The 22,958-nt window shown below is 41.2% G+C and carries 20 protein-coding genes and 3 pseudogenes; 9 read left to right on the top strand and 14 right to left on the bottom strand.

Going from position 1 to position 22,958, the window contains the following annotated elements; all coding sequences use genetic code 11:
* Window positions 1-213: 213 nt before the first annotated feature.
* Entirely contained in the window at window positions 214-432 is a 219-nt protein-coding gene (locus ACFN7Z_RS04975; protein WP_004696033.1) for a hypothetical protein, read from the bottom strand.
* 514 nt (window positions 433-946) lie between these two features.
* Here ACFN7Z_RS04975 and ACFN7Z_RS04970 point away from each other — a divergent pair.
* Window positions 947-1,483: pseudogene (locus ACFN7Z_RS04970) on the top strand (serine acetyltransferase).
* Between the two features lie 183 nt (window positions 1,484-1,666).
* Entirely contained in the window at window positions 1,667-1,897 is a 231-nt protein-coding gene (locus tag ACFN7Z_RS04965) for a DUF2171 domain-containing protein (protein WP_010327186.1), read from the top strand.
* A 146-nt stretch (window positions 1,898-2,043) separates the two neighbouring features.
* On the opposite strand, the gene ACFN7Z_RS04960 is transcribed toward ACFN7Z_RS04965, so the two are convergent.
* On the bottom strand, window positions 2,044-2,223 hold the full coding sequence (locus ACFN7Z_RS04960) for a hypothetical protein (protein WP_029575077.1): 180 nt from the start codon (window positions 2,221-2,223) through the stop codon (window positions 2,044-2,046).
* Window positions 2,224-2,546: 323 nt separating this feature from the next.
* Here ACFN7Z_RS04960 and ACFN7Z_RS04955 point away from each other — a divergent pair, with 323 nt between their 5' ends.
* Window positions 2,547-4,124 (top strand): sensor domain-containing diguanylate cyclase, encoded by a 1,578-nt coding sequence (locus ACFN7Z_RS04955; RefSeq protein WP_010327189.1) that lies wholly within the window; start codon window positions 2,547-2,549, stop codon window positions 4,122-4,124.
* 119 nt (window positions 4,125-4,243) lie between these two features.
* Here ACFN7Z_RS04955 and ACFN7Z_RS04950 read toward each other — a convergent pair whose 3' ends face one another.
* Entirely contained in the window at window positions 4,244-6,085 is a 1,842-nt protein-coding gene (locus tag ACFN7Z_RS04950) for a monovalent cation:proton antiporter-2 (CPA2) family protein (RefSeq protein ID WP_010327190.1), read from the bottom strand.
* Between the two features lie 411 nt (window positions 6,086-6,496).
* Complete coding sequence (locus ACFN7Z_RS04945) at window positions 6,497-7,357, bottom strand: DMT family transporter (RefSeq protein WP_010327191.1); 861 nt, start codon at window positions 7,355-7,357, stop codon at window positions 6,497-6,499.
* Between the two features lie 127 nt (window positions 7,358-7,484).
* Here ACFN7Z_RS04945 and ACFN7Z_RS04940 point away from each other — a divergent pair, with 127 nt between their 5' ends.
* Complete coding sequence (locus ACFN7Z_RS04940) at window positions 7,485-8,879, top strand: PLP-dependent aminotransferase family protein (RefSeq protein ID WP_010327192.1); 1,395 nt, start codon at window positions 7,485-7,487, stop codon at window positions 8,877-8,879.
* Between the two features lie 50 nt (window positions 8,880-8,929).
* Here ACFN7Z_RS04940 and ACFN7Z_RS04935 read toward each other — a convergent pair whose 3' ends face one another.
* A complete protein-coding gene (locus ACFN7Z_RS04935; RefSeq protein ID WP_010327193.1) occupies window positions 8,930-9,706 on the bottom strand; it encodes a class II aldolase/adducin family protein in 777 nt (258 codons plus the stop codon).
* Window positions 9,707-9,872: 166 nt separating this feature from the next.
* Window positions 9,873-10,697: an AraC family transcriptional regulator gene (locus ACFN7Z_RS04930; RefSeq protein WP_010327194.1), complete on the bottom strand. Its 825-nt coding sequence runs from the start codon at window positions 10,695-10,697 to the stop codon at window positions 9,873-9,875.
* Between the two features lie 67 nt (window positions 10,698-10,764).
* Between ACFN7Z_RS04930 and ACFN7Z_RS04925 the strand changes: the two genes are divergently transcribed.
* Together ACFN7Z_RS04925 and ACFN7Z_RS04920 are read left to right on the top strand one after the other, a co-directional pair.
* The gene (locus ACFN7Z_RS04925; protein ID WP_010327195.1) at window positions 10,765-11,178 is read left to right on the top strand and encodes a DUF962 domain-containing protein; all 414 of its coding nucleotides are present in this window, start codon (window positions 10,765-10,767) and stop codon (window positions 11,176-11,178) included.
* A 335-nt stretch (window positions 11,179-11,513) separates the two neighbouring features.
* Window positions 11,514-11,819 (top strand): annotated as a pseudogene (locus ACFN7Z_RS04920) (helix-turn-helix transcriptional regulator); the annotation flags it as partial.
* A gap of 78 nt (window positions 11,820-11,897) precedes the next feature.
* Here ACFN7Z_RS04920 and ACFN7Z_RS04915 read toward each other — a convergent pair.
* From ACFN7Z_RS04915 to ACFN7Z_RS04880, 8 genes and pseudogenes are all read right to left on the bottom strand, one after another.
* A complete protein-coding gene (locus ACFN7Z_RS04915) occupies window positions 11,898-12,515 on the bottom strand; it encodes an ATP-binding cassette domain-containing protein (RefSeq protein WP_010327197.1) in 618 nt (205 codons plus the stop codon).
* Between the two features lie 4 nt (window positions 12,516-12,519).
* Complete coding sequence (modB, locus tag ACFN7Z_RS04910) at window positions 12,520-13,212, bottom strand: molybdate ABC transporter permease subunit (protein ID WP_010327198.1); 693 nt, start codon at window positions 13,210-13,212, stop codon at window positions 12,520-12,522.
* On the bottom strand, window positions 13,212-13,964 hold the full coding sequence (modA, locus tag ACFN7Z_RS04905; protein WP_010327199.1) for a molybdate ABC transporter substrate-binding protein: 753 nt from the start codon (window positions 13,962-13,964) through the stop codon (window positions 13,212-13,214). The genes modB and modA overlap by 1 nt, the downstream gene beginning before the upstream one ends.
* Before the next feature lie 206 nt (window positions 13,965-14,170).
* Window positions 14,171-14,563, bottom strand: a pseudogene (locus ACFN7Z_RS04900) (transposase family protein); the annotation flags it as partial.
* Between the two features lie 37 nt (window positions 14,564-14,600).
* Window positions 14,601-14,924, bottom strand: a complete 324-nt coding sequence (locus ACFN7Z_RS04895) for an IS5 family transposase (RefSeq protein WP_032031561.1) — start codon at window positions 14,922-14,924, stop codon at window positions 14,601-14,603.
* 261 nt (window positions 14,925-15,185) lie between these two features.
* Window positions 15,186-15,536, bottom strand: a complete 351-nt coding sequence (locus ACFN7Z_RS04890) for a winged helix-turn-helix domain-containing protein (RefSeq protein WP_010327200.1) — start codon at window positions 15,534-15,536, stop codon at window positions 15,186-15,188.
* 84 nt (window positions 15,537-15,620) lie between these two features.
* On the bottom strand, window positions 15,621-16,421 hold the full coding sequence (fdhD, locus tag ACFN7Z_RS04885; protein WP_010327201.1) for a formate dehydrogenase accessory sulfurtransferase FdhD: 801 nt from the start codon (window positions 16,419-16,421) through the stop codon (window positions 15,621-15,623).
* Between the two features lie 87 nt (window positions 16,422-16,508).
* The gene (locus ACFN7Z_RS04880) at window positions 16,509-18,923 is read right to left on the bottom strand and encodes an FdhF/YdeP family oxidoreductase (RefSeq protein ID WP_010327202.1); all 2,415 of its coding nucleotides are present in this window, start codon (window positions 18,921-18,923) and stop codon (window positions 16,509-16,511) included.
* Between the two features lie 383 nt (window positions 18,924-19,306).
* Here ACFN7Z_RS04880 and moaA point away from each other — a divergent pair, with 383 nt between their 5' ends.
* The 3 genes from moaA (at window position 19,307) to ACFN7Z_RS04865 (ending at window position 22,591) form a co-directional block, all read left to right on the top strand.
* Window positions 19,307-20,314, top strand: a complete 1,008-nt coding sequence (gene moaA, locus ACFN7Z_RS04875; RefSeq protein WP_029575079.1) for a GTP 3',8-cyclase MoaA — start codon at window positions 19,307-19,309, stop codon at window positions 20,312-20,314.
* A gap of 139 nt (window positions 20,315-20,453) precedes the next feature.
* On the top strand, window positions 20,454-21,377 hold the full coding sequence (gene moaCB / locus ACFN7Z_RS04870; protein ID WP_058951692.1) for a bifunctional molybdenum cofactor biosynthesis protein MoaC/MoaB: 924 nt from the start codon (window positions 20,454-20,456) through the stop codon (window positions 21,375-21,377).
* The gene (locus ACFN7Z_RS04865) at window positions 21,374-22,591 is read left to right on the top strand and encodes a molybdopterin molybdotransferase MoeA (protein ID WP_058951691.1); all 1,218 of its coding nucleotides are present in this window, start codon (window positions 21,374-21,376) and stop codon (window positions 22,589-22,591) included. Before moaCB ends, ACFN7Z_RS04865 begins: the two co-directional genes overlap by 4 nt.
* Window positions 22,592-22,958 lie beyond the last annotated feature (367 nt).

The raw sequence follows: 22,958 nt of genomic DNA, 5'->3' as shown, positions 1-22,958 counted from the left end.
TGTTTAAGACTTTGGCACAATGGTTACTCGAACCATTCATCAAATAGCTTGATAAATAGGAACTATGTGTGAAGTGATATCCTAATTTCACTTTATGATCTTCAATATAATCGCTCAAAAAATTTATCCCTTATCTTCTGCGATGGGATAACTTAACTTGATATAGATCGCCCATAAAAAAGCCCATGTAAACATGGGCTTTTTTCAATAGGGTTAATCAACAACTCGGTATATATTTTCCGTTTGCCGACTTTCAAATAACAGTTCAATACTAGGCAGAATCACTTCACCATCAACAACGATATGTTCAATTCGTTTAAACAAATCCAAACGTTCTGCTTCGGAGTTTTCAGGTACTTGTCTTAACTGGGCCTTCACATTATACGTTTGGCTGTATTGGTCCTTTACCTTTACATCTACAAGCTGAGTCATGGTCATTTTCCTTTTCTTTTTTTAGCTCTGTTTAATCTTATAGCACAAGTTTTTTCCAACACTGCCCTTAGAGTTGTTAGAATTTATCGCAATGTTAATTTATATAAATATTTTCAAAATCATAACTATAAATCATAAACTTAAATCAAATATGCTTAACAACCGAGATACATAGTCATATTTTTTCACATAAAAAAAGCTCGCATTGCTGCGAGCTTTTCTATGTTGGAAGGCTAGTGCTGATTTATTGTTTGAACATTTCGTATCAAACTCAACGAGCTGTCATTGATCCGTCCAACTACATCGTAGCGTCTTAGTTATCGACCTACTGTAAGTACAATATAAAAGCATTTTTTACTCTCGACAAGAGCCTATGACATTTCGAAACAACTGTACAAATAAAAGCCAGTTGATATTTTTTAAAAATAAGAGACCCTACTGAAAGGTAAAATCGAGATAACATCTCAGCGTCAAATCAAGTAAAATCGCGCATTCAACCTATGAGTTCTTTTCCATCTTAGTTCAATCCATTTTGAGTGATTTATATCGGTATTGTCCAATACAAAACTAAACTCATTTATCAAAACTGATTTGTTTAATTACAGTTTTGAACTTTAGCATTGGTTACATCTTTCGGCTTGCAAACAGCAGATCGGCAAACTGGCCTACTCTATTGTTTATTATAAGAAAAAATACGGGATCGATATCCACTGCACCACAAAAATGGGCTATGGCTTGTTCATCTGTTATGAGAGACCTTTGATAGTCAACGTAACTACTGTTCTTGGAAACAATGCAACCTATCGCAGTTTAAACGATTGGTGCCAATGGCGGTCATCAGGCCGCTGTAATTGGCAACAATGTATATATTGGCCCAAATGTCTGTATTATCGATCATGTTAAAATTGGCGATAATGCCACCATCGGTGCAGGTAGTGTGGTCACCAAAGATATTCCTGATAATGCAACAGCTGTAGGTAATTATGCAAAAGTCATTCACTATAATAATGCTGGAAATTCAGTAAATAAACGCTGGCTGAATTGCAACTAAAACAACATCAGCATAATTGAATCAATTTAGCACTCTATAAATAAAACACAGGCTGACAATTTTTATACTCCGTAAATTTTAAGACATAATATGTTGCTGTTGTATTTAAAAAGCTCATGACTACGAGAAATTAGCTTAGGGTAAATCTTCGTTTTTGTTCTATGAATAAGATAGAGGTATATCATGACCACGATTAATATTTCAGACATTAAAGAACATTCTAGTGTAATTGCCGTATGTGGAACGAAGATTGGAGATGTTGACCACATAGAAGGTAAAGAGATCAAACTCACCAAACATGGCGATGGGAAACACCATATTATCCCAAGTGCATGGGTAAGAGAAATTCGAGAGGATCAGGTCATGTTAAGCAAAGATGCCCAAGAAATTAAAGATAATTGGATTGAAGCATAGGTTCAAAAATTACAAATCTACCAGCCTTTGGGCTGGTAGTTCATATGATATACACACTGAGTAGATACAAAGAACATAATGCCTATCTAAGTTCGATGAATATTCACTTATAGCAAAGGTATAAAATTCACTCAATTACAACATTCTTAGTCTTTAAAAGGATTTGAAACTTTATCTTTAAGGCTTAACCAAACCAAAAAGGTCATAATAAATATAAGTAATCCAATCACAATAAAGAATGTTTCGCCCACAGCAAAACCTGTAATGAGTGCCCCTAAGCCGATTAATGATAATAAAATGATCAATCCGATGCCTAAGACATTCATGTTTGTTCTCCAATGACCGAAATAATAAAGAGCTCATTATTGCGTTTAGGCATGTCAATTTAATGTTGTTTTCATTAAACTTTAATAGTGCTTTTGATTGATTATGCGCTATTGTGTACTATTCATATTATCTTAATGAAAACTAATGTAATTTTTATATAAAAATTACATATATATTAATATGAAGTTTCTCTATACTTAGAAAAATACCAGCAAGCAAATTCGAGCAATTTTCACCCAGATTGATTTCAGTCATGAGAATTGAGCTTCTACAGGCGTCACAACAAAACTTTAAAAAATCTGTTCTTGTCTTGGGGGCATGAGTGATCAAGAAATCTGTTTTTCATAGTTTAGATTTACAAAAACTTATTTTGATTTTAATTATTGGCTGTGTCTCAAGCTTGTTTCTAATTTCAATTTTTGTTCTGAACTATGTCATCAAAGAGCAGTTAACCGAAAACTCTTTAGCTGCCAATCAACGCTATGCCTCAAAAATTGCATTTAGTACCGACAAATATTTTGAAAGTATGTTGAGTGAGCTCCGCTATAGTGCTCAAATTGTTGGTCAAGATTTTTCTAATCAACAGGTTTTAAAAGCTGAAGTTACACGTCTTAAAGGTCAATCACAAAAATTTAACTCAATCACGATTATCGATAAAAATGCTTTTATTTTGGAATACTCACCCGAGACCTTACATGTTAATCAAAAGAAGCAATATAAAACTCCAGGTATTACCGAAGCATTAAAACTCAAGAAAACCTATATTTCCTCTCCATACAAAGGCTTGTCAAACAATTTAATTGTGCTGATTGCTCAGCCTATTTTTAATCGTAAAAATGAGTTCCTCGGTATCGTCACGGGCTCGATTTATTTGAATAAAGAAAACTTGGTGAGTGAGCTGTTAGCTACCACTTATTCTTATAAGAAAAGTTATACTTATGTTGTTGATAATAAAAATAAGATCATCTTCCATCCAGATAAAGCTCGCATTGGAGATTCATTAAAAAATAACACAGGGATGCAATATATTACCTCCCACCCCACTGGAAAGATTGCACTGGTCAATAGTAAAGGGATCGAAAACCTTGCCGGGTTTGCGTCAATTCCAAGTGTGAATTGGGTTGTTGTGTCACAACAACCGACGTTAGAGTTATTAAGCCAAGCCAACTCGATCATCATTAAAGTAACACTGGCTATGCTCGGCTTCTATTTACTCTTGTTCATTTTTGTGTGGAAACTTTCTTACTGGATTTCGTCACCACTCAATAAGCTTGCACAAATGGCCAGCATGTTGACGCGCCCAAATATTGATCAAGACATTAAAAACATCGATCCTTGGTATTTTGAGGCTTTACGCTTTCGCACCGCTCTCTTGCTTAGCTCCAAACATTTTAAAGATGAAATTGCAGAGCTTAAACAACACGTGAATACCGATCCGCTGACGGGACTTTATAACCGCCGCGGTATGAAACTATTCTTAAATGAATTAGAAGCAACCAATACGCCTTTTTCGGTACTGACATTGGACATCGATCACTTTAAAGCAGTGAATGATAACTATGGGCATGATCAAGGTGATAACGTATTGAAAAAGTTAGCGTCTCATATGAAAAGCAACTTTCGTCAACATGATGTGTGCTGCCGTGTCGGTGGAGAAGAATTTATTGTCTTTGTGGTGCACGAAGATCCGAAAATTGCCTATATAGCGGCTGAACGACTTCGTAAAACAGTAGCACAAAGCTACATTGACCCAATTGGAACGATCACGGTTTCAATTGGTATCGCCTCTTGGCCTCAAGACTCAGAAAATATTCAAGAGGTGATTAAATTGGCAGATCAAAAACTCTATCAAGCCAAGAATGATGGTCGAAATTGTATCCGCTCGACATCATTGGACTGATATAACTTTCATTAAATATAAAATTAGGCCAAATCATGCAGTGCTTTTCAGATCCATCTGTTCAAAAATGAAAAGGCCTAAAATAGGCCTTTTCATGCAAGATGATTCAACTTATATTTTTAAGTTCTATCATCTACTTCGCTCGGTTTTTCTAGTTCTGCATCATTTAACAACTGCCCCGTATGTTGCGGCTTAATCAAGGGTGCAGTCGGACGTGGGTTACGCTGCGTATATTGTATACCTATGCCCGCTTTGACATCATCAGCTGCAACTTCGGTTTCAAAACGTTGATTATCTAAAGCTCGGATATCCTCACTCACCTGCTGAATTTCATCCTGACTTGCGCCCAGTTGCTGCAAGGCCATTTGACCTAAAGCCAATGCAGACTCAAAGGTTTCTCGAACCATCAGACTGACATTTTTCTTAGACAAATACAGCGCGTGTTCACGGTCATAGGAACGAACAATCAGCTTAGCCAAAGGAAATTCAGCATTCACCAACTCTACAATTTTATTAATCGTTTCTTTGTGGTCGACACAGACTAAAATTGCTTCTGCGGTATCTGCCCCTGACGCATGTAAAATATCTAAACGACATCCATCGCCATAGTAGACATCAAAACCAAACTTTTCCGCATTTTGGATCATGTTGACATCATTATCAATAATGGTCACATCCACACTACGCGCCAATAACAGCTGACTCGCCACTTGACCAAAGCGACCAAAACCAATCATCAATACTTTACCCGTTAAGCCATCGGCAACCCTGACCTGATCGAGTGAACTTTCATTCTGCTCAAGGGTAAAGCGTTTAAACAACACCCCAATGATTGGCGTCAACACCATAGACAATACGACAATCGCGGTTAAATTCGACTTGATGGTATTGTCAATAATTTGAGCTGTCGTCGCAGCACTAAACAATACAAAGGCAAACTCGCCCCCTTGTGCCATCAGTAAGGCACGATCTAAAGCCTCGGGATGATTACTCTTGGTCAAACGCGCGACCACATAAATCATCAGTGCTTTGGTCAACATCAATGCAATTACACCACTGACAATCAGCGGCCAATTTTGCCTGACCACTGCCAAGTCCAAAGACATTCCGACACCTAAGAAGAATAAGCCCAGTAATAGGCTTCGAAAGGGTTCAATATCCGCTTCAATTTGGTGACGGAAAGTCGACTCGGACAGTAACACTCCCGCTAAAAATGCGCCCAGTGCCATGGATAAACCACTGAGTTGCATCAGTAATGCCGCACCCAGTACTACCAATAACGCTGCAGCAGTCATCACTTCACGCGCTTTGGCAGCAGCTAGAATTTTAAATAATGGATTGAGTAACCAATGCCCTGCAACAATTAATCCAGCGATGGCCAACAGTCCGATGCCAATCCCTTGTAAATCGATAGATGAGCTTTCCGCCGCTTGATTAGGTGCCATAAATGCAACCAATGCTAATAAGGGAACGATCAATAAGTCTTCAAACAATAAGATCGCAACGATTTTTTGACCACGTCGTTGATGCAGCTCTCCGCGATCATTTAACAGTTGCATCACTATCGCAGTCGACGTCAGAACAAAGCCCGCAGCACCAATGAACGCTATTTTCCAGCTAAAGCCAAACAACATGCCCATACCCGTTAAGGCAATGACCGAAATAAGGATTTGCAAACTGCCCAATCCAAAAATCTCTTTCCGCAAACTCCATAAGTGCGAAGGCTGCATCTCCAATCCGATGATAAAGAGGTACATCACGATGCCGAGTTCAGCAATATGTAAGATAGCTGTGGGATTGTTAAAAAAGGCAAAACCAAACGGCCCAATAATCAATCCAGCAATTAAGTAGCCTAATATCGAACCTAGACCAATACGTTTAAAAATAGGGACGGCAATGACCGCTGCACTCAACAGTACAACAGGCCCAACCAGTCCTAGTGAATCTACTTCTGCACTCATTTTGTTCTCATCTTGGTTGTTGGCAATCCATGCCAATTTCACGCTATTTTAATTTTATTCACTAAAGTCTATGTCAGTACGGATAGGATGTCTCAGCGCTGATCTTTTCACTCTGCATGTCCGCAGACTTACCATCAACACTCAACATACTGCGAATTTAAGCATCGCTTGACCAGCCTATGTTTAAAACTATATACAGCATTGTTGCTATACAGCAAGATTTTATTCGAGGAATACAAAACACATCACTACATATGAACAGAAGATAATCAAGAGCAGATTTTTATAACAGATAGATACTTAAAAATTGTATTTAGTATGATTCCACCATCAAAGATAAATGACACCTTTGATGATAGGACTGACATTCGTAATTTTTACTCCATCCAGATAAAATTGGACGTCGTATGTTCAAGCATATTTTCTCGCCCCAGCCACACAAACAATGGCTGCCAAAGTGACGGCCAACATCATCCAACTCACGCTTTCATGTAGTAATAGAGCGGCAAGTGCAAGACCCATAAAGGGTTGAAATAATTGCAGTTGACCAACAGATGCAATGCCACCTTGTGCTAATCCTCGATACCAAAACACAAAACCTAGCAACATGCTAAAGACAGAAACATAAGCCAGTCCTATCCATGCGGCTGTACTGACATGCTGAAATGAAATAGGCATGCTCCATAATGCTATTGGCAACATCACTGGTAACGAGAGCACTAAAGCCCAACTAATGACTTGCCAACCGCCCAGTGTTCGCGAAAGTTTTGCCCCTTCTGCATAGCCCAGCCCACATAAAATAATTGCTGCCAGCATGTATAGGTCGCCTTTCCATGCAGTACTCGTTTCCCCAAGTGCAGCATAACCTGCTACAAAAATGGCTCCTAGCACTGAAAACAACCAAAAAAGTGGCTTGGGCCGTTCACCCCCGCGTAGAACTGCAAAAATCGCAGTACTAATAGGTAATAATCCTAAGAAAACGATGGAGTGTGCAGAACTTACATGCTGTAGGGCCAAAGCAGTTAAGAGTGGAAATCCGATGTCCACGCCCAATGCACTGACTGCAAGTGCAGATATGTTTGAAATGGTCGGGCGTGCTTGGCGAAGTAAAACCAGAAAAAACAATCCTAATAGCGCTGCAATTGTGGCCCGTGCACTGGTTAAAAAGATGGGGTTAAAATCGGCAACGGCGACCCGTGTTGCTGGTAAAGACCCCGCAAAAATAGCGACACCGATTAATCCGTTTACCCAGCCGCTGGTTGCCTGTTTCATGGCGTGATTCTCTTATCGTTAATCGCTCAATTTGAATATAGACCGCATGTTTGAATCGAGATACAATCCAATACAATAAATAAAAACTGTTATGTATAAAAAGCCCATACAGTTTAGGAGAAATGGAATGCGTAGCCAAACTCGAATTGATGCAGTTATGGATGAAATTAGACTCAAAATTAGCTCACGCACTTATCTCCCCAGTCATCGCCTTCCCTCTGTACGCCAACAAGCACGTACATTGCAGGTCTCTGTTTCAACCGTTGTCGAAGCCTATGAACGTTTAATGGCCGAAGGCATCATTCTGTCTAAACCCGGATCGGGCTTTTATGTGTCTGGCCCTGTCGCGCCACTGGCTTTAGCCCAAATAGGGCCTAAGCTCGATAGAGAGGTCGACCCTTTATGGGTCTCTCGACAAGCCTTAGATACAGATCACAGCACACTCAAACCAGGTTGCGGCTGGTTACCACCCGAATGGTTATATGAGACAGGTGTTCGACGTGCTCTGCGTAGCATGGCAAAAGCAGATAGCTTAGAACTGGTGGAGTATGCAACACCAGCAGGACATCCTGAACTGCGACAATTAATTTCTCGTCGTTTAATTCACATTGGCATTGAAGCTTCGCCTGAACACATCATGCTCACCGAGTCTGGCACGCAAGCAATTGATTTGATCTGTCGTTTTTTATTGGAAGCTGGGGATACTGTTATTGTCGATGACCCTTGTTATTTTAATTTTCATGCTCTCCTCAAAGCTCATCGCATTAATATTGTGAGTGTGCCGTATACTCCCCATGGCCCAGATTTGGAGATCTTTCAGTCTGTTTTAGCTGAACACTCACCACGGCTGTATATCACCAACTCAGGCATACACAACCCAACTGGTGCAGTGCTTTCCCCCGTCACGGCGCATCGCTTACTTAAATTGGTCGATCAAACCAATTTAGTCATTGTGGAAGATGATATTTTTGCCGACTTTGAACATACCCCTGCCCCACGACTGGCTGCTTTTGATGGACTCAATCGTGTCATTCAAGTTAGTAGTTTTTCAAAAACGATTTCAGCCTCTTTGCGCTGTGGCTATATCGTGGCCAAAAATGAATGGATTGAAAATCTAATCGATTTAAAGATCGCCACCTCTTTTGGTGGAGGCCGACTTGCCGCCGATATGGTGCTGATTGCCTTAAAAGACAGTGGATATCGTAAGCATATGGAAACGGTGCGCTTACGCCTAGCTCATGAAATGCAAAAAGTCATCACTCAGCTCGGGGCTTTAAATATTCACCCGTGGCTCGTCCCACAAGCGGGCATATTCCTGTGGTGTAAACTTCCCGACGGTTTCGATGCTGCGCTCATTGCGCGAGAGTGTTTAAAACACGGCGTTGTTTTAGCACCAGGAAATGCGTTTAGCCAATCCTTAAATGCACAGAATTTCTTACGCTTCAATGTCGCACAATCGGTAGATCCGCGTATTTTCGAAACGCTCAAAAATGTGTTAGCTCAACAGCAAAACTTAACATAATAAAAGCCTCTACTTAGAAATAGAGGCTTTTATTAAAATGGTTGAATGGCTTATGAACAATACTCGTTGCGTTGATGCTCAATTAAAGACAGCGCGGCATTCCATGCTTTCAGCATCACCATTTCAATCAATTCACTTTCAAACTGTTGAGCCGTATGTTGACGTACAGCTTCAGACGGAAGATGAAGCTCTGCTCCTCCCGCCATCGCCTTAATCTGCGCTTGGCATGCGCGTTCAAGGAAATAGATCTCGTGGAAAGCACGTTGAATCGAATCTCCTGTCGATAGCAAACCATGATTACGTAAAATCATGACTCGGTTTTGCCCCAAGTCTTTCACGAGACGCTCACGCTCTTCGGTCAATAACGCTACCCCTTCATACTCGTGATAACTGACTTTGTTATAAAACTTCAAAGCATGCTGAGACAAAGGCAATAAACCCTGTTTTTGTGCAGACACTGCAATGCCATCTGCGGTATGCGTATGAATCACACAGTGCACATCTTTACGTGCATCATGGATCGCGGAGTGAATCACAAAACCTGCGGTATTGACCAATTTGCCCTGATCATAATCCGCAATAATATTGCCTGCATAATCAATTTTAACCAAATGCGAAGCCGTCATTTTTTCAAAGGGAATGCCGTATTGATTAATCAGAAAATGACCATCTTCGTCGGGTACACGTAGACTAATATGTGTATCAATTAAATCGGTCATGCGGAAATGTGCAATTAGACGGTACAACCCCGCAAGCTGACAACGTGCATCCCATTCTTTTTCGGACACGACATCTTTTAGACTTTTCATCGCATGTAAACTGGTCATTTGTTATCCCTATTATCTCTATCCATTAAAGTTAACATTGAGCTTGAAGGAAAAAGCCCAACCCTGCTTAAGTCTTTCTCTCAACATAAACTGATTCTTCGTAAAATAGCGAAACCTGTCTTGAATGATTCTGCTATTTCCGTGTGCTATCAAGCAACTTAACACGCTATGACGTCGATGGTGTTTTAATGGAGTCATTCACGAAGATAGTTTTGCCTTTCAGCATCGAGGGTGCAAAATCAACCATGCTACGTAAAGTTCGGGTGAAATGTGCCTGATCGGCAAAACCTGCTTCCAAGGCAATATCAATCAAACTCCGACCTGCGGCCCAGAGTTTGATGGCATAGCGAATACGCAACCAAAGAATGTAGCGCCGCATTGAAATCCCCAGTTGCTGACTAAACAAGTGCATCAGCCTCGACTCAGACAGTCCCGTATATGCCGCGACTTGAGCTACTGTGGGAATCTGCTGAGGTACAAGTTGTTGAATATAATGACAAGCTTGTAAAACGCGGGCATCCCATGGCAATACCTGCAACGGATTTGGATTTAACGTCGACAGTAGCGTTAAAACCAATTGTTTGGCATCATCAGGACTGAGTTGCCCAGCGATCAACTTTTGAAACTGTGAATGAAACGTAGCAAGGCAAGCGGCAGGTAAAGAACAAATCTGTTCGCCATTCAGCAATGGATACAAGTGTCCATAAAGTGCATGATCAGGATCAATCATGAGCGCAAGATAAGGTTGATGTTCTGAATCGGTACTGTGCATCACATTGGGTGCCATCACCACAATATCGTGATAACGACGTACGTGGTCGTCTAAAGTGATTGCAAAAGGTATGCCCAAGCCAATTTGTAAAAGTGCTGGAAAATGGGCATGGGCATTATTCAACTGCTCATGAGTCACATACAAAATGACACCATCCCAAGTGTAAATTTTGCTTTGGAGCGCTAACCCTAAACTCGCATCCTTGCTTTGCGATAGCATATTCGTTCAAGACCATCTTTGGTTTACTGTTTAAAACTACGCCTAGTAAACACTAAAGGAGTAGGACATGTTACAGGATACCCAAACCCAAATTAAAAACAATATGCAAGATTTGGTGAATAACGCCCATCTCTCTGCTACACCGGTTGCAAGCCCTGCTGTGCAAATTAAAGGAAGTGATGGCCGTTATAAAACCTTAAAAGAATTCTATCCCTTCTATCTTTCTCAGCATGAAGATCCCACTTGCCGACGTTTACACTTTGTGGGAACCACCTGTGTGATCGGGATTACCGCGGCTGCGGCGATGACCAAAAATCCAAAACTACTCTGGGCTTTGCCTGTGGTGGGTTATGGGTTTGCGTGGGTCGGTCATTTCTTTTTTGAACATAACAAACCAGCCACATTTACATATCCTTTTTACAGTTTCGTTTGTGACTTTAAAATGTATAAAGACATTTTACTAAAGCGCGTAAACTGGTAAATAAAAATGCGACTGTCCTATCTATTTCTAGGGCAGTCGTTTAATCGAAATCTGACGATTATTGCTATTGTTAAGGTTACTCGCCCAAAATCCCTATAAGAGCGACACTCCTTAATTACATCCAACCACGCCATCTACTTAGGCTGCATCAACGTTCACTAAACGGCATCACCATCTGCTCTAATGAAAAGTAATCAACACTCGCCAATAGCTCAATCAAAGCATTCATTTCTCACAGGCTCAATTTATAAAATAAGTCCTTTATTTTGACCGATAATCCCCCCTTGAATGCTCAATTACAACCCTACTCTCCAATTCTTTTCAGTGATGCACAATATGCATATTTATTAGAACAGCTTATCGAGCAGCATCTTCCTGTGCGCTTTGATATGCAACTCGCATCAGACTATTTACAAATGAGTGAGCGTCATCTTCGACGCTCCTTATTGCTAGAAGGCATTAGTTTTCAGCAAATTCGACAAACCGTGTTAGAACGAAAAGCGAAACAGATGCTTGAAAATAATCTCTCCATTGGGGACATTAGCCAAGCTTTAGGTTTTAGAGAAGTACGTGAATTTCGTCGGGCATTTAAACGCTGGACAGGCCAAGCGCCGTCTGTTTATAAAAATGGTACCGAATGATCCTAAGCTGATACGGAGGCCCATTTTTTCTGTTTTTATTCGTTCCCTCTTTAAAAGTTGAAGTTGAAATGTGTTTAATTAAAGCAACCAAACTGTTTCGGTCAGCTGCTTAATTTCATCCATATCATGGCTGACATACAACATCGGGATATGGGTTTCATTTTGGACGGTTTGAAAAAAAGGAAGGATTTCCTGTTTATGTGCAGCGTCTAACGCAGACAAGGGTTCATCTAATAATAATAAATTTGGCGAATACAACAGTGCCCGACCCAATGCAACTCGCTGCTTTTCACCACCTGAAAGCTTCGTCGGCATACGACTGAGTAAATGATTAAGTTTAAGCAGTTCAATAATATAATCGGGATCAAAACGTCGGCTTTCAGGCGGAATTCGCTTATAGCCAAACAATAAATTTTGCATCACCGTCATATGTGGAAACAGTTGTGCATCCTGAAAAACCAAACCAACATGACGTTGCTGTACATTTAAATTAATCTTATTTTCAGCATCGAACCATGTCTGATGATTGATTTTAATCCAGCCCTTGACTGGAGTATTAAGTCCTGCAATGGCATGCAAAATACTGGTTTTTCCTGAACCTGAAGCCCCAAATAAACCAACGACAGGATGTTCAGATGAAAATGTCTGATCGAGTTTAAATTTGCCTAAATTTAACTGAATATGACAGTCGATCATCGTCTTAATGTCCTCGTTTGTTTTTCTGATAGCGATGGAACCACTGGGCAAACCATAACGCCAAAAATGCCACAGTTAATGACAGAATAATCAATCGCCAGACCGCCTGTTCTGTGTCAGGTTGCTGCATCAAGCTATACATGGCCAAGGGCAAAGTTCTGGTCTCCCCTGCAATATTACCGACAAAGGTAATGGTTGCGCCAAACTCGCCCAGACTGCGACAAAAACATAAAATCGCCCCCACCAATATGCCACTGCTGGCTAAAGGCAAAGTGACATAAAAAAAAGTGCCCAAGGAGGAAGCACCAAGCGTTTTCGCCGCCATTTCTAGCCGTTGATCCACCAACTCTATGGCCAAACGAATCGATTGAACCAAGAGTGGAAAGCCCATCACGGCTGAGGCCAAAACTGCGCCTTTCCAGTTAAATGCAAAATTGAGTCCAAAGGGCTCAAGATACTTACCCAGTATTCCGTTTCCTCCAAAAACCTGTAACAGCAAATATCCCGGCACCACAGGCGGCAGCACCAGCGGTAGAAAAATAAAGGTTTCAAATAAGGATTTGCCAAAAAACTCTTTACGTGCCAAAACCCAACCCACTACCAACGCAGGGATCAGGCTAAATGCCAAACAGGTTGCAGCCACTTGGCAGGATAACTTGAGTACCTCTATCTCTTCAGCCGATAAAGAAAACATCATCACTTAGCAGCAGATAAAACGGTAAAGCCATATTTTTTAAAGACTGCATGTGCTTGTTTACTTTGTACAAACTGATAAAACGCTAGCGCATCGGGATTATTTTTGACAAGAGCTAAGGGATAAACAATCGGGGTATGGGTATTAATAGGGAAAACACCAACGACGGTGACATCTTTACTGATAGCAGCGTCGGTTGCATAGACAATGCCAAGCTGACATTCACCACGTGCTACAAAGTTGAGCGCAGCTCTGACATCTTCAGTTTCAACCAATCTTGGTTCAAGTTTTGACCACCATCCCAATGCGGTCAGTGCCTGTTTACCATATTTTCCGACTGGGACACTTTTGGTGTCACCTGTACAAAGCTTGCCCTGAAAGGCAGTAGAAGGATCAAAACTTTTATCCATTTTTATTTTGACGGGCTTAGCTTTTGGCGAAATCAATACAAGACGATTGCCCAATAAATTCACACGTTTATTCGGCACAATTAACTTTTTATTTTGCAGATAATTCATCCACTGTTCATCTGCCGAAATAAAAACATCCGCAGGTGCACCCGCTTCAATTTGCTTGGCCAAAGTCGACGACCCTGCATAAGAGGTTTTCACGTGTACTCTTTTTTGTTGTTCAAATATTGCATCGACATCTGCTATAGCATTGGTCAAGCTGGCTGCTGCATAAACGGTAATAGCTTGCTCTGCATGTACCTGTACCCCAAGAGTCAAACCACAACATAACATCGCATATTGCATATACTTATTCTTAAAATTAAGCAGCACCATGTTCCCCTTAAGCGTTATAAATTGACCGATATGTTTTTAAAAATATATGGATACATAAGCAACGTCAATTCTAGAAACAGATTATTTATCGTTCAAGTTAAAGGATTTGTATCTTAATCACGTGACTGATACTACTCTTGCTATTTAGTAGACTTCCTTCATAAATCATTTTTCAATCAATTTAATTGTTTATCTTTCACCCAATCTAAATTGTATATGCCAGCAAGTAAATTAAACCGCAGGTTTAATCTTTTACGACGATTTCTATATACACAAGATAAAATCTTAAAACATTTCATCCTTCCAAATACATGCTCTACTTGAATTCGTCTACGACCAATCTCTTTATTTAACTTTTTTAATTCAGAATCTAGTTTTTCAGTTTTCTTTGCTTTAGATGGCATGAGGCATCCAAAACCCAATTTCTTTATCCCTAAATAACCCTTATCAACGATAAAAAAGGGCTTAAATTTTAATTTCCTCATACTTTTTTTAAATATTTTAAAATCATGCATGCTTCCATGACTTCCACATACACTCAGTATTTCACCTGTTGTATAGTGCATAGATAGCTGAAATTTAAAGGTATGTCGCTTTTTTTTACCGCTATACCATTTCTTCTGTTTTTTTTGGACGTTGAACTAATATTTCAGTTGCATCAATCACAACAACTTCCCAATCCACTTCATCTCGATTAGGAAGTTGTTTTGGCAAGTTAAATTTTCCAGAACGGATTAAGGTATCTTCAATAACACGTGTGATACGAATTGCACTCGTTTCAGATACACCGTAACTCATACCAAGATGGAAAAATGTTCGATATTCTCTCCAATATTCTATACATAAGAGCAAACGATCTTCCAACGGTAATTTATGCGGTCGTCCTTTACCAATATGACGAGGTAAATGCTTATTTAGCTCGGCCAACATGAGGTTAAATGTAGCCCAACTAACACCGGTAAGCCTACGAAACTTAACGTCTGATAATTTTTGAATATCTTTGAATTTCATCCAAGGATTATCTCTTGAATTAAATAATTTTGCTGACTAATTTAAGATCAAATAAATTGTACGTTTTTTGATTTATGACGGAAGTCTAGTCAGTAGAAATAAGAGCTTTTATCAAATAGAGGAAGCCTATTCGTGTATGTCATAAATGAATACGAGAGGAATCTAGCTGACCTGACTAGATTATGGTTTAAGGTGTTGAGCTATTTCTGCAAAATCCTGTTCAATCGCAAGGCGTGCTTTTATTTCCATTTGTCTAAATTGACTTAAAATACTGTCGCCCAAGTCCGTGAGTTTTGCCCCACCCCCATGCGTTCCACCTTTTTGAGTTTCGACTAATCCTGACTGAAAGCTATGATTCATGGTTTCAACCAACTGCCATGCACGGCGGTAACTCATATTCATACTTTTTGCAGCTTGAGAAATTGAGCCTGTACGTCGAATTTCTTCCAATAATTCTGCCTTACCCGGCCCAAATGCAATGTCTTGATTGAGAAGTATTCTGAGCTGTAATTTTAATTTGACGTCCTGCATACATTCACTCAAATAAAGACCTGTCATCAAAGCAGATGACCTAAAGAAAAACCTTTTACTTTTTATACAGCAAAATTTTGAATATCAAGTATATAAAACAAAACCATCGCCGCGACAAAAACTCGCTAAGGTCAAACCTGACTGCTTTGCCATATTAATCGCCATACTGGTTGGAGCTGAAATACACGCCAGCAAGGCAATATTCAGTTGAGCACACTTACGAATCAACTCATAACTAGCTCGGCTGGTCATCACCACAAAACCTTGATTTACATCATAATGATGTTCTGCACTATAACCCAATAGTTTATCTAAAGCATTGTGTCGGCCTACATCCTCAAACAAAGCCACTATTTCCCCCGCTTCAACCCATGCAGCCGCATGTGCACCGCCCGTCATTTGGGTGATTTTCTGTCGGGTATTGAGTTGAGCAATGGCTTGGGGAATTTGAACTAGCCATCCCTCACAAAGGGCTGTGGTAATTTGAGGTAAATCCAAATGAAGTTGCTGCAAGCTTTCAATCCCACAGAGACCACAACCCGTGCGTCCAACCATCATCCGTCGATGTTGTTTGAGCGCCATAAAGGCGCGGGTAGAAATCGTCATTTCGACTTGGATCCCAAATTCCGTTTCGTATATGTCTAAAGAGTAAAGCTCTTTCAAACTCGTCAAAATACCTTCAGACAAGCTAAAACCTTTCGCAAAGACTTCAATATCAGCTGGCGTTGCCATCATTACTGCATGCGAAATCCCATTATAAACCAAGGCAATAGGGTATTCTTGCACCACAAAATCAGATTGTTCAACAGCTCTATTTTCACTTAAACGCTGAATATTAACAGTTTCATAGCCGAGAGAATTCAACATCAACGCCCGAATATCCATAATAATTTTCCAATATTCCCTAAACACCAAACCCTTCAATCATGAAAAAAATGACACCTGCAAATCAGGCGTCATTTCAGCATTGAATCAACTAACCTCTCGATTCACGATCTGATTGGCATCTTCAGGATCAACCGCTTGTGCCAAGTTGAAATGTTCAGGCGCTTGGCCTGCATGCAAAATCACAGGCACGCTTTTCGAAGCTGGTATTTTGGCGTATTTATCATGGCTACTAAGTGCAACCAATGGATTGGTCTCCGGATAATAGGCTGCAAGGCTACCCCGTGGAATGTTATACGGTACGATACGGAAGCTTTGAACCACACGTTTAACACCATCCGAATAAATACTTTCGATATCCACCCATTGATCTGCAACAAAACCAGCCGCAGCGATATCTTCTGCATTCATAAACAAAACACGGCGCTGACCAAATACCCCACGATAACGGTCATCGAGTCCATACAAGGTTGTGTTGTATTGGTCATGAGAGCGTGTGGTCATTAGGGTATAGACTTTTGACCCAGTATATTGTTCAGCGTATTTATTCTCTTTATCGGCATACACTTCAGCCAACGGCGTAATTAAGAACTGTGCCTTGCCTACAGGCGTATTCCACACATGCTGATTGGCAGGATGCTCTAAGTGAAAACCACCCGGCTGATAGACACGTGTATTAAAATCATGGAATTCATCAAACACGTCTTCAATCGAATCTCGAATACGGTCATAACTTTCTACATACCATTTCCACTTGATATCACTGTCTGGCAAGACGGCTGCTGCCATACGCGCCACAATGTCAGGCTCTGAAAGTAAATTCTTAGAAGCAGGCTCATTACGCCCTGCTGAAAGATGCACATTACTCATGGAATCTTCAACACTGACTGCCTGTGGCCCATGCTGTTGCATATCAATTTCGGTACGCCCCAAACAGGGTAAAAGTAATGCCTCTTTACCACAAACCAAATGGCTACGATTCAACTTCGTTGCAATCTGTACCGTCAAATCACAACGACGTAAGCCTTCTTGTGTATACGGTGTATCTGGAGTGGCAACAGCAAAATTACCACCTAAACCAATAAAGACTTTTACACCACCTTCATACATCGCCTTAATGGTATCCACCACGCCAAAACCATGTTCACGTGGCGACTTAATACCAAATACTCGGTCCAGACTATCCAGCAATTTTGGGCTTGGTCGTTCATTGATCCCCATGGTTCGATCGCCCTGCACATTACTGTGCCCGCGAATCGGTGCTAAGCCTGCCCCTGGACGACCAATATGCCCTCTTGCCAACATTAAGTTCGCGAGCATATGTACATTTGCAGTCCCGTTTCGATGCTGTGTAATCCCCATGCCCCAACAGAAAATGGCCGTTTTGGCATCTAAATACATTTTAGCTAAAGATTCTAAATGCTCAGGGCTAAGTCCCGTATGTGCATGAATATCGGACCATGCAGTACGATCTATTTCTTCCATCATGGCATCGAAACCGACTGTATTTATTTCGATAAAAGATCGGTCAAACACGCTCTTTTTTCCTGCTGCCAGTGCTTGAATATCCCACTCACGTAAATGTTTCAGCATCCCGAACATGAGTGCATAGTCACCGCCCACGTTGGGTTGGAAATAATAACGACTAATAGGTGTACTGCCATTGGTCATCATCTCAACAGGTGCTTGAGGATCTTGGAAACGTTCTAAACCACGTTCTTTTAAGGGGTTAATGGCAACGATATTGCCACCACGGCGCGACACTTCACGTAAAGTCCCCAACATCCGCGGATGGTTGGTGCCCGGATTATGCCCAAAACTGAAAATCGCATCGGCGATATCAAAATCGTCTAAAGTCACCGTTCCCTTACCCAAACCAATTGAGTCACGTAGGCCAACACTGGTGGTCTCATGGCACATATTGGAACAGTCTGGAAAATTATTGGTACCAAAAGCGCGGACAAAAAGTTGATACAGAAATGCTGCTTCATTACTGGCACGACCCGAAGTATAAAATGCCGCTTGATCTGGATGATCCAAGGCATGTAAATGTTTTGCGATTAAGGCAAAAGCATCATCCCATGAGATAGGCACATATTTATCTGTCACGCTGTCATAGCGCATTGGGTCGGTTAGACGACCTGAATCTTCAAGCAAGAAATCACTTTGTTCAGACAGCCAACTGACCGTATGGGTCGCAAAAAATTCAGGTGTAACACGTTTTGAAGTGGCTTCAAAGGCAACGGCTTTCGCACCGTTTTCACAAAAGTTAAAGGCATGTGCATCTTTTTTTTCAGGCCATGCACATCCTGGACAGTCGAAACCTGTGGGTTGGTTAATATTGAGAAGCGTAATCGCACCTTTTTTGAAAACTTCCTGTCTCTTTAAATTTCTTGCAACACTTAACAACGCGCCCCATCCACCCGCAGGGTTGGTATAAGGCTCTATTCTCGCATAGCTGGTTTCTTCATCGTCATGCTTTTTATCTTCAGTGTTTTCCATCTCACCGCCCTCAATATTTATCTTCGGTAAAAAGTTCTGCAATGATCAATTCACTGTTCACTTTGCTCATAGCATTCGTAAGCTATTTGGATTTCTCATCTCTTTTTTGTTGTCTATTTCTTATTCATCATGCCCGCGTTTCTTGGCACCATTCCAAAACACTTCTGATCAAAAATATCGCCCTTTTGGCATGTAATTTCAATAGATGAATTATTACAAAGAGCAAAGACTTAATGGATCGCGTTCGAGGAACACCAACTCAATTTTTGAAAATGAATGAACGAACTAAGCGACTTCAAGACTCCGTTTGATCTTTGAAATAAAACATTTCATACTCTCGTTTATAAAAACTAAATCGTATGTAAATACGAGGTGGAGCGACTATGGACGGTTCGACTACTACACGCTTAGAACATAGGTCAGCACAACTGATCGATCAATTTGGCCGACATAAACATAAACTCCGAATCTCTCTGACAGATCGTTGTAACTTTCGTTGTAGTTATTGCATGCCCGATACGCCTGAATGGTTAGCCAAAAAAGACATCTTAAGCTTTGAAGAGCTGTTAACCTTTTGTGAAATGATGGTCAGTTTAGGCATTCGGCACATTCGTTTAACAGGTGGCGAGCCTTTAATGCGTCAAGGCGTGGTCAATTTTATTGATACTTTGAATCGGCTCAAGCCACACGGTTTAGAACGTATTTCCACGACCAGTAATGCTTTTTATTTAAACAAGTATGCACGAGCGCTAAGAGAGGCAGGACTAGATGATATTAATATCAGTCTCGATAGCATTCATGCAGACACCTTTATGAACATGACCAAGCGTCCGATAGCACCAGTCCTCGAAGGCATCGCTGCAGCTCAACAAGCCAATCTGCCGATAAAATTAAACTGTGTTTTAGTCGCAGGACAAAATGATCATGAAGTGCTTGAACTGACTCAATGGGCTTATCAGCAGAATATCGCATTACGTTTTATTGAATATATGCCTTTAGATCAACCTGAGCACTGGCAGCCTAAAAAAGTCATCACTGAAGATAACATTATCCGAATACTTGAACCCCATTTTCAAATTCAGAAACAAGCCAGACAACATGACCCAGCAACCATTTATCTGCTTAATGATCAGTACACATTAGGCATTATTTCCACCATCAGTAAACCGTTCTGTCAAAGCTGTGACCGTTTACGTATCACTGCAACGGGAGAGCTTTTTACCTGTTTATTTGCCAATACCGGAACACCGCTGCGTCATTTACTTCAACAAAAAGATCCCACTTTATTACAAGCTCAGATTCTGAAGGCGGTATGGCATAAAAAAGCGGGGTTTATTGAACATCAACATGCCCCAACACGCAAAATCAGTATGCATGCCATAGGGGGTTAATCAACTAGTTAATTTTGAGTTTGTCAGTCATTCGACTGTATCCGCTTTTATTTTTGTGTTATCTAAATACGTCATAAACTTTTTCTCTTGATCGAACAGTTTCACTTTAGATCAACACTTCAATGTTTCGGAATACTTTATGAAAAACGTTGGCATGAAGCCAGAAAGCTATCGCGTTGCAACTGCAAGCTCTGAACTGCTTGCCCCTGCACATTGTTTACAACTTCTTGCTGACGGCAATACCGAAAAAGGTGATGCCCTCAAAACAGCCCGCATTGCTGGGATTTTAGCCGCAAAACGTACCGATGAACTGATTCCGCTGTGCCACCCCCTGCCTATTTACCGCGCCGATGTCGATTTTGAACTGCTTGTCGACCGTGTAGTTATTCGTGCAACCGTTGAAACGATTGGGCCGACAGGTGTAGAAATGGAAGCGTTGACCGCTGCCAGTATTGCAGCTCTCACCATTTACGACATGCTCAAACCACATTGCGAACCGCATGAGTTGATCATTCAACAATGTAAACTCGATCTGAAAAAAGGCGGAAAATCACACTTTAAACGTCATTTGCGTCAGCCTGTTTCTGCGGCAGTATTGGTTCTATCAGATACCGTTGCCGCAGGGCGTAAACCCGATACTGCTGGCCGCTCTGTCGTCGAGACCTTAACCGAAGCTGGTTTTGATCCCATTCACTATCAAATTTTACCTGACGAAGCCGATCAGTTAAAAGGATTGGTCTTAGAGCTCACTCAATCTTATGCCTGCATTATTACTGTAGGCGGAACAGGCATCGGCAAACGTGACATTACAGTAGACACACTTGAGCCTTTACTTGAACGTGAACTCAATGGACTAATGGAAGCTGCACGTGCTTTCGGACAAAAACGTACCCCTTATGCTGCGATGTCACGTGGCGTTGCAGGTTTTATCGACCGTTCATTGGTGATTACCCTTCCGGGCAGCCGTGGTGGTGCAAGTGAATCTATGGCAGCCATTTTACCTGCTTTGGTTCATATTTTTGATGTCTGCCGTGATCTACCTCACCCGGGAGGTTATGAATGAGTTGCTCTGGCGTTGGTTTAATTACACTCGATCAAGCTCTTGAACACTATAGCGCCGTCCAAACATTGCCTGTCGTTACTTTGCCTTTAGTACAGGCGCATAGACATGTTTTAGCGGCAGATGTTTTATCAACAGTTGCCTTGCCTCTATTTACCCAAAGTGCGGTTGACGGCTATGCGCTGCGCTCTGAAGACTTGCAAGCAGGAATTACTCGCTTTGAATTGGTTGGTGAAATTCGTGCAGGTATTGAAGAACATATTGAGATTCAAGCAGGACAAACCGTTCGTATTTTTACTGGGGGCAAGCTGCCAAACTCAGCAGATACTGTGGCTCGGCAGGAAATTATCACGCGTAGCCATGATCAAGCGACTCTAACCCAAGCTTTGGACAAAGGCGCAGACATTCGTTATCAAGGTGAGGAGTTGTCCATCGGGACAACACTTGCGCAACAAGGCCAGCGTTTAGGCAGCGGTTTAATTGCGGCACTCAGTATGGCGGGTGTTCCGCATGTCGAGGTTTATCGCCAACCTAAAATTGCAGTGCTTATTACTGGTGATGAAGTCAATACGCAACTGGACAATGACTCTCAAGTGTTCGATGCCAATGCCCCAATGATCCGTACTTGGCTCAAAGAACACGATTTTGCTGAAGCCCATTTAGAGCATGTGATTGATGATGAGAAGATACTCACACAAGCGCTCTCGAATGCCATGAATCATTATGATGTAGTCATTACTACAGGCGGTGTTTCGGTAGGCGATTATGACTTGATTCGACCTGTTTCAATGGCTGTAGGTGCAACAGAGATTTTTTGGCAAGTTGCGCAAAAACCGGGTAAACCATTGTATTTTGCTGAATATCAGACAGACCATCATCATTCTTATTTGATTGGCTTGCCTGGGAACCCTGCTGCTGTACTCACCTGTCTTGCTGTACATGTATCGACACTATTGGCGGCTTTACAGGGAGTTACGTCTCCTGCACCCGCGTGGAAAAAAGCTCGCTTCAACGACAGCATTAAACAAGACAGCCGTGAGCAACTGGTTCGCATGGTATTAGATGTCAACGAGTTTGGACAATTAACCGTTTCCAAACTCGGTAAACAACAATCCCACATGCTCAGTAACTTAAATCGAGCCAATAGTATTGTTCGAATCCCTGCTCGATCTGATGTTCCTGTAACATTGGACTATGTCGATTTCATCTCGATCTAAGGACATCGATTGGATAGTGATACAAACCAAATGCTTTTTGCACACGGTCTAAGGCTTGGACAGCTTTGTCTTAGACCGTACCCTTGAATATTTAACGAGCATTATTATCCCTACATACGAATGTTAGATCAAAGGCATGCAAAACTACCCAGCAACAGCACTAGTGATTTTAGCGGGTGGTAAAGCCACACGAATGAATGAGCCAATAAGCTTTTACAAAGATTTTAGACTATTGTTTTGATGTACTGCTAAATATACCACTAAAAAAATGGATTATAGCGGTACAACATGGAACAAGTTGAAACAAGAGAGGCAGATAATACAGTATTTATAGGCATTTGAGGTTATTTTGGTATGTATTGAAATA

Origin of the sequence: Acinetobacter sp. P1332 (assembly GCF_044057475.1) — a bacterium.
GTDB classification, from domain to species: Bacteria; Pseudomonadota; Gammaproteobacteria; order Pseudomonadales; family Moraxellaceae; genus Acinetobacter; species Acinetobacter johnsonii.
Note: the sequence above shows the minus strand (reverse complement) of the source record. Positions and strands in the feature narration are given on the sequence as shown.

Excerpts from the sequence above, each read along its gene's own strand:
- ACFN7Z_RS04880 (WP_010327202.1), bottom strand. The coding sequence starts at position 18,923 with ATGGAAAACACTGAAGATAAAAAGCATGACGATGAAGAAACCAGCTAT.
- ACFN7Z_RS04890 (WP_010327200.1), bottom strand. The coding sequence starts at position 15,536 with ATGCAGGACGTCAAATTAAAATTACAGCTCAGAATACTTCTCAATCAA.
- modB (WP_010327198.1), bottom strand. The coding sequence starts at position 13,212 with ATGATGTTTTCTTTATCGGCTGAAGAGATAGAGGTACTCAAGTTATCC.
- moaA (WP_029575079.1), top strand. The coding sequence starts at position 19,307 with ATGGACGGTTCGACTACTACACGCTTAGAACATAGGTCAGCACAACTG.
- ACFN7Z_RS04940 (WP_010327192.1), top strand. The coding sequence starts at position 7,485 with ATGCGTAGCCAAACTCGAATTGATGCAGTTATGGATGAAATTAGACTC.
- ACFN7Z_RS04965 (WP_010327186.1), top strand. The coding sequence starts at position 1,667 with ATGACCACGATTAATATTTCAGACATTAAAGAACATTCTAGTGTAATT.
- moaCB (WP_058951692.1), top strand. The coding sequence starts at position 20,454 with ATGAAAAACGTTGGCATGAAGCCAGAAAGCTATCGCGTTGCAACTGCA.
- ACFN7Z_RS04935 (WP_010327193.1), bottom strand. The coding sequence starts at position 9,706 with ATGACCAGTTTACATGCGATGAAAAGTCTAAAAGATGTCGTGTCCGAA.
- ACFN7Z_RS04930 (WP_010327194.1), bottom strand. The coding sequence starts at position 10,697 with ATGCTATCGCAAAGCAAGGATGCGAGTTTAGGGTTAGCGCTCCAAAGC.
- ACFN7Z_RS04975 (WP_004696033.1), bottom strand. The coding sequence starts at position 432 with ATGACTCAGCTTGTAGATGTAAAGGTAAAGGACCAATACAGCCAAACG.
- ACFN7Z_RS04915 (WP_010327197.1), bottom strand. The coding sequence starts at position 12,515 with ATGATCGACTGTCATATTCAGTTAAATTTAGGCAAATTTAAACTCGAT.
- ACFN7Z_RS04865 (WP_058951691.1), top strand. The coding sequence starts at position 21,374 with ATGAGTTGCTCTGGCGTTGGTTTAATTACACTCGATCAAGCTCTTGAA.
- ACFN7Z_RS04945 (WP_010327191.1), bottom strand. The coding sequence starts at position 7,357 with ATGAAACAGGCAACCAGCGGCTGGGTAAACGGATTAATCGGTGTCGCT.
- ACFN7Z_RS04925 (WP_010327195.1), top strand. The coding sequence starts at position 10,765 with ATGTTACAGGATACCCAAACCCAAATTAAAAACAATATGCAAGATTTG.
- ACFN7Z_RS04895 (WP_032031561.1), bottom strand. The coding sequence starts at position 14,924 with ATGTTGGCCGAGCTAAATAAGCATTTACCTCGTCATATTGGTAAAGGA.
- ACFN7Z_RS04960 (WP_029575077.1), bottom strand. The coding sequence starts at position 2,223 with ATGAATGTCTTAGGCATCGGATTGATCATTTTATTATCATTAATCGGC.
- ACFN7Z_RS04950 (WP_010327190.1), bottom strand. The coding sequence starts at position 6,085 with ATGAGTGCAGAAGTAGATTCACTAGGACTGGTTGGGCCTGTTGTACTG.
- modA (WP_010327199.1), bottom strand. The coding sequence starts at position 13,964 with ATGCAATATGCGATGTTATGTTGTGGTTTGACTCTTGGGGTACAGGTA.
- fdhD (WP_010327201.1), bottom strand. The coding sequence starts at position 16,421 with ATGGATATTCGGGCGTTGATGTTGAATTCTCTCGGCTATGAAACTGTT.